Genomic DNA, 6,719 nt, shown 5'->3' on the forward strand with positions numbered 1-6,719 from the left:
CTCCGTTCTAGCTAATTTTCTTTCATCATTAAATAAATGAAATATGGCACACCAAATATTGATACTGTAATTCCTACCGGAATCTCAATCGGTGAAAATAAATTTCTTGAAACTGCATCTGCTACGAGAATAATGACCGTACTAATCATAGCTGACACAACTACAAAATTCTTGTGATAAGGCCCCACTAACTTTCTCGCCATATGTGGGGCGATTAAACCTAGGAAACCAATATTTCCTGCAAAGGCTGTTGCTGTCCCTGCTAAGATTACAGCGAAACTTAAGAATTTCTTTCTCTCCTTTTCTAAATTTAAACCTAGTGATAAGGCTATTTCATCAGAAAGATTTAATACATCTAACTTTTTATAGTTTAATAAAACTAGTACAAACATAATGATGACAATAGGCGCGATAACCTTCACATAACTCCATCCTGAGCCCCATAAACTTCCTGAAGTCCAAATGAGTACGCGGTTATAATCACCTACGCCGCCTCTAAACGTAAAAAAGGATATAAACGCATTAAGCCCTGCATTTAATCCTATCCCTATCAGCAAAAGTCGTTTAGGTCTAATCCCTTTGCGACTTGATAACATATAAACTATAAATGCACTGACTGCTGCCCCTACAATCGCCATGAATGGCAATACAAAAATTGAAAGTGAACCTAACTCACTATAGTAATTGGAAGTCTGATACGTAATAAATAACACAGCCGCTACAGCTGCACCCGCATTAATTCCAATAATCCCTGTATCCGCTAAATCATTTTTAGTAATCGTCTGAAGAAGTGCCCCAGCTGTTGATAATGCAACTGCCACACACATTCCTACTAAAAGTCTTGGCAGCCTGATATTAAGTACAGCTACATTTTGAAGCTTTGTACCCTTTCCTAAAAGAGTATTAATCACTTCGCCTACTGAAACCTGATAACTTCCCCAGCATAATGTAATCGCAAAGGAGATAACGACCAATGCCAGTAAAACAATGATTGCTCCTCTAACTTTTCTTTTCTTCATTATCCCCTCTCCTTTCTAGCTACTGAAATAAAGAATGGTATCCCAATTAATGCAGTAAAGATTCCAATTGGCATCTCATAAGGAGCAAATATCATTCTTGCCGCAATATCTGCATAAGTCAGAAGTACTGCACCTAATAAGAATGAACATGGAATATTTCTTCTATAATCTTCTCCTAATAACCTTCTTACAATCTGAGGCACAATAAGCCCCACAAAAGCAATATTCTTCCCAACAGCTACTGCTGCTGCACACATTGGTATCATCACCATCAGTGTCATAAATCTAATCTTCTCTGGATTCTGACCAAGCCCAATAGCTACATCATCCCCCAGATTCAGTATATTAATTTTAGGAGACAATAAAATCGTTATAATAAGTCCTATCATCCCTACAATAAAGACTAATTTAAAATCCGCCCAAGAAGCATTTCTAAAACCACCTGATACCCAAAATCCTATCATCTGTGATTGATTGGATAACAAGCCAATTACAGTTGTTAATGAAATAAAAAATGTACTCATAGCAGTTCCTGCTAAAAGTATCTTTGTAATAGATGCATTATTTGCCTTCTTTGAAATAAATCCAAGTACAATCAGACCAGTTGCTACGGCACCTATTACAGCTGCAATCATTACACTGGTTGTATTAATCCCAATGCCCATAGCATAAAAAATAGCTATGACAAGTGTCGCCCCTTGACTTACCCCTAATATAGAAGGTTCAGCAATAGGATTTCTAGTCACGCCCTGAATCATACTACCTGTTACTCCTAATATACCTCCTGTAAATAGTACAGCAAGAGCTCTTGGAATACGTACATCTCTCACTAACATCATTTCTAGCGTTTCATTATAATGAAAAATACTATTCCAAATGTCCTTAAAAGTAATATGGACAGACCCTAGCCTTACGGCTAGGATCAGTCCTGTCATTAAAAGTAACAAACTACAAATCACAAAAAGGCTTGTATTTTTATTACTTTGTTTCATTTAACATTTCACCTACTTCATCTACTAGTAAGTCTCTTCCGATTGGGCTGTAACCTTGGTTAAAGTATGGAGATGATTCTAAAGTAACCACATGTCCTTCTTTAACAGCAGGTAAGTTATTCCAAATCGCATTTTGCTCAAGTACTGCTAAATCTTCATCAGTTGCAATTAAGAAGATATAATCTGTATCAATTGCTGCAAGTCCTTCGTAAGTTACAACTGGTAAGCTGATATCTGTTTGTTCTGGCATCCCTTCTGGTTTTGCAAGATCCATATCTTCATATAATACTTCACCAAATCCTGCACCATCAAAAATGAAGAACTGTCCCCCACTTGCTAAGAATGAAAGATAACTTGTATCTTCGCCGAATTCAGCTTTAATTTCTTCTCCAGCTTTTTCAGCTTTTGCTTCATAAGCTGCAAGCCATGCATCTGCTGCTTCTTCTTTATTAAATACTTTAGCAAAAGCCTTTACGTCTTCTTTCCAATCTAATGCGTCTAAGCTAATCATAACTGTAGGTGCAATCTCACTTAATTGGTCATACATTTTCTCTTGAACTGTTGAAATAACGATTAAGTCTGGATTTAAGTTCATAACTGCTTCTACGTCCATAGTATCTTGCATACTATATCCTAAAATCTCTGCACCTTGTAATGTTTCTTCTAAATAAGATGGAAACTTAGTATAGTCATAAGCATCACTATTTGCTGTTCCTACTACTTTGTAACCTAAAATAGATAAGATATCACTATTCCCACTTAAATCTACGATTCTTTGAGGTTCAGCTGGAATCTCCACTTCTCCTCTTACATCTGTTACTGTCACTGTTTGTGCTACAGTTTGTGTAGTCCCCTCAGCATTTTGTGTATTTCCACATCCCACAAGCATTGTACTCATTGCACCAAAAGCAAGTAAAGCTGCTAATAATTTTTTCTTCATTCTCTAATCCTCCATTTTTATATGTATCATCTCGACATCAATTTTTAATTTCTAAATTTTAATTCTTCACATTAATTAAACAATCTATCAGCGAATCGTCATCTTTTACGCTTCACTGCCTTTTAGATTCTATATGAGACTGATTATCATTTCAATCTTTTCACCTCATATAATAATTTTATCATCCAATATGATTATTTTTGGTATACTATAGGTAATGATACATTGACAGAAACTAAGGAGACATCATGATTGCTAAAACAACTAAAGACTTTCAGCAAAAAGTCTTGAAACATATGACTTTTACCCCTCATTCTATGAAAAACTATACCCTCTACAAAAATGATACCCGTCCAGAACTTGGCTACTTTATTTTATATAGACGAGAAGGCTACTACGACTTTGGTGTAGGGGATTATACAATTCCCCATGACTTTTCATTATCATTCGATCATCAAGAAGAACTCATGCGCTTCGGCACAGTTTACACAGGCGAAACAAAATTTAAAATAGAGGATTCTCCTGTTTCCTCTTTTAGCCCTTCTTCCTTTTTCGTTGTAGAAAGAGCCATTAAAGGTACACAAAATTGGTCAAAGGGAACGCATTTTCATGGGGCTGAAATTACAATCCATAAAAAATATTTTGATGAAGTCATTCAACCTAATTTCCCACAAACGCTAGACTTTGATCAATTCATCACTAACTATACTTACCGCTATCTTCCCCTGGAAGTAGCCTCTATTATTCAAACACTGCGTAATTTATCGGAGTCCGATCACCTCACAGCTCTTTACTTAGAAAGCAAAATTTTAGAATGTATCGCCCTACTCTACAATGAACTTTCTGCCACTCCTCAAAATGTCTTTACAAACCAGTTAAGTTACGGCGACATTAAAATAGGCAAAGACCGCTACCTTACCTTAACTGCTGCTGATGCCGCTGCCATCCAAAAGGCTCATACTATCTTAACTAAGGAAGCTTGCAACCCACCCACTATTAAAAGCCTCAGCAAAATGGTCCTCCTAAATGAGCAAAAATTAAAAGCTGGCTTTTCAGCCAAATATCATATGTCCATCAGCCAATACACCACTTCTCTTCGCATGACAAAAGCTGAAAACCTCCTTTCAACGACGGAGCTCAGCATAGATGAAATCGCCAAACGTGTAGGCTATCACTACAGCGGCAACTTCGTAAAAATGTTCAAGAAAGCACATGGAAAAACCCCTCTAGCCTTTCGTAAAATGAAGGGCTAGAGGGGCCTTTTTCCTGCTTAAAATTATCTCTATTTATATATCTAAATAACTTTCGGTATTCTTAATCATCTCATTAAATAATTCTTCTGCATCTTCTAATGAAATAGTTACGAGCGGATCATTTGCAAATGCCATAAATGCTTTATTTCTATCTTTTGTAAGTGCTGCTTCTACAATGGTATTTTGATTTGCAATATGCCTTATGGCAATGCTTTGTATTGGCTCAGGCAACCTCCCTGCCATAAGCGGAATAACTTGGTCTTTTCTAAAGAGGGCATTTGTTTCTACTATATTCCCTAATCCTAAGTTTGTAATTTGTCCTTGATTTGGTATATTTACATTGGTCACTAAATCTTCAAGCCCCAATAATGCCTTAATCTGCTTTACACCATCCTCACCTGAGCCTTTAATGTCAAACGCCTCCTCACCACTGACAAGCCTTCTGCTTTTTGCGAGTCGCTCCTGTAAATCCTGCTTTCTCCAAGTGACAGTTGTAAGTCCAAACTTCCACTCCATCACTGTTTCTGGATTTTCTATATACCAGTTACCTTGCATAAATTCTGCTAAATGCCTATCTCCTGCTGCTGCAATAAGTCCATAACGCTTAAATAAGTCAAACTTCACGCGGTTTGCACAAGCAAATGAATCATTCATCCAGTTGCCGATTTTCCCCATTTCATAGCCACTTGTATAATACTTATCCACAAATTTCTTATAAATAGGCATTAAATCCACATTTTTATAGCTTGCATGGTCAAGCCATGTAAAGTGATTAATTCCTAAAACATTGACTTTAATTTCCTCTCTTTGTACACCTTCAATGCCTTCCATCTCTTTTAATGCACTTGCCAATAAATTTTGTGTATGGAAGACTTCATGACAGCAACCAAATGCCTTAATCTTAGGAAAGACTGTATAAAGTGTCTTTACACAGATAGACATAGGATTCGTATAATTAATAACCCAAGCCTCTGGGCAATTTTTCTCTATAGCTTTTGCAAACGCTGCATACATTGGCACTGTACGTAATCCTCTAATCAGCCCACCTGGACCTACTGTATCACCTACAGATTGATAAATGCCATATTGCTCCGGTGTATGTACATCTGAAGCCATTTCATCAAAAGTACCAGGTAGTATGGATATAATTACAAAGTCTGCGCCTTTTAATGCTTCATCTAAATTTTTTTCTGCTTTGTAGCGCCACTTGCTTTTTACATCCTCTCTCTTAGCTAATGCATTTCCAATCTTCTCATTGCTCAATGCTGCTTCATAATCTATATCATATAGCTTTACGGTTCCTAAAATTTTTTCTTCCGTCGCCAAATCGCTCATTAAACTCCAGGCCCATCCTCTTGAGCCACCACCAATATATGTAATCTGTATATCTTGTACGCAATTTCCCATAAATTTCATTGCATTCCCCCCTCAAAATAGTCTATATCATTATTGTACTTTATCTCATTGTTTTTTCTCTACATTTTTTTAATTTTGCATACATTTTCAACTTTTTTTGCTTTTATTTTCTATTCTACGTTTTTGCCAAATATATGGTATAATATTAATTACTTGGAGGTGTGACTTTCATATGGACTCAAAGATGTGTCATATTAATTCAAATGGATATTTTATTGAATATGCCAAGCGTGAACAAGTAGATTTAATGCCTATTCATCATTATCATGATCATTTTGAAATCTACTATCAACTCTCTGGCGAACGCTACTACTTTATTAAAGACCGTTCTTATTATGTAAAAAAAGGGGATATTGTATTAATTAATACATATGATGTACACAAGACTGTTCATGTAGGAAGTAAAGTCTATGAACGTATTCTTATTAATTTCTCACCTGAATACATTGCCTCTCTCATCTCTTCTATTGAAGATATTAATCTGCTTCAGTGCTTTTCCAAATCTTCACCTGTTTTAAGCCTCTCACCTAAAGAACAGCATTTTATAGAATCACTTCTATTTAAAATGCTTCGTGAAAAAAAAGAGGAGCTTCCAGGTTATGAAACTTATGCGCGCATTAGTTTAGTAGAATTACTCATTGTCTTAAGTAGAATCTCTCCTAAACATAAAAATAACTACTTGGAATTTCCAAGTAGCTTACATAAGAAAATTTCTGAGGTAACAACTTATATCAACGAGCACTTTAATGAAGACATTACGCTTCATTCTATCGCAAGCAAATTCTATATGAATGCCTATTATCTCTGCCGAACATTTAAAGAGGTAACAGGCTTCAACTTTACTGGGTATCTCAATACTGTACGTATTCGTGCAAGTGAAGAACTTCTTACCACCACAAACTTAAGTATTTTAGAAGTTGCTACAACTGTTGGCTATACCAACTCCACGCACTTTGGCCGTGTATTTAAACAACATCTCGGTCTTTCGCCTCTACAATATCGCAAAATCAACAAGGGCGAAAAAACTTCCATTCAATCTTACTAATAATCGAGTAGGAGGATAACCATTAATTGATTATCCGACCTCTCACACCACCGT

Annotated in this window: 6 protein-coding genes; 2 read left to right on the forward strand and 4 right to left on the reverse strand. The window is 36.2% G+C overall.

Features of this window, described 5'->3' with window-relative positions; genetic code table 11:
* Positions 1-11: 11 nt before the first annotated feature.
* From AC1VAQ_RS10790 to AC1VAQ_RS10800, 3 genes are read right to left on the reverse strand one after another with little or no spacing between them, the layout of a single operon-like run.
* Entirely contained in the window at positions 12-1,019 is a 1,008-nt protein-coding gene (locus AC1VAQ_RS10790; RefSeq protein ID WP_302598078.1) for a FecCD family ABC transporter permease, read from the reverse strand.
* Complete coding sequence (locus tag AC1VAQ_RS10795; protein ID WP_302598077.1) at positions 1,019-2,011, reverse strand: FecCD family ABC transporter permease; 993 nt, start codon at positions 2,009-2,011, stop codon at positions 1,019-1,021. Before AC1VAQ_RS10795 ends, AC1VAQ_RS10790 begins: the two co-directional genes overlap by 1 nt.
* Positions 1,998-2,951, reverse strand: coding sequence for an iron-hydroxamate ABC transporter substrate-binding protein (locus AC1VAQ_RS10800; protein ID WP_302598076.1), 954 nt, complete (start codon positions 2,949-2,951; stop codon positions 1,998-2,000). Before AC1VAQ_RS10800 ends, AC1VAQ_RS10795 begins: the two co-directional genes overlap by 14 nt.
* Positions 2,952-3,199: 248 nt before the next feature.
* Here AC1VAQ_RS10800 and AC1VAQ_RS10805 point away from each other — a divergent pair, with 248 nt between their 5' ends.
* Positions 3,200-4,204 carry a helix-turn-helix domain-containing protein gene (locus AC1VAQ_RS10805; protein WP_303244255.1) on the forward strand — a complete coding sequence of 335 codons (1,005 nt, stop codon included), beginning with the start codon at positions 3,200-3,202 and terminating at the stop codon, positions 4,202-4,204.
* Between the two features lie 33 nt (positions 4,205-4,237).
* Here the strand turns inward: AC1VAQ_RS10805 and AC1VAQ_RS10810 are convergent, their stop codons facing one another.
* Complete coding sequence (locus tag AC1VAQ_RS10810) at positions 4,238-5,620, reverse strand: family 4 glycosyl hydrolase (RefSeq protein WP_479903891.1); 1,383 nt, start codon at positions 5,618-5,620, stop codon at positions 4,238-4,240.
* A gap of 172 nt (positions 5,621-5,792) precedes the next feature.
* Here AC1VAQ_RS10810 and AC1VAQ_RS10815 point away from each other — a divergent pair, with 172 nt between their 5' ends.
* Positions 5,793-6,665: an AraC family transcriptional regulator gene (locus AC1VAQ_RS10815; RefSeq protein ID WP_302598072.1), complete on the forward strand. Its 873-nt coding sequence runs from the start codon at positions 5,793-5,795 to the stop codon at positions 6,663-6,665.
* Positions 6,666-6,719: the final 54 nt, after the last annotated feature.

Source organism: Cellulosilyticum sp. (genome assembly GCF_982396655.1).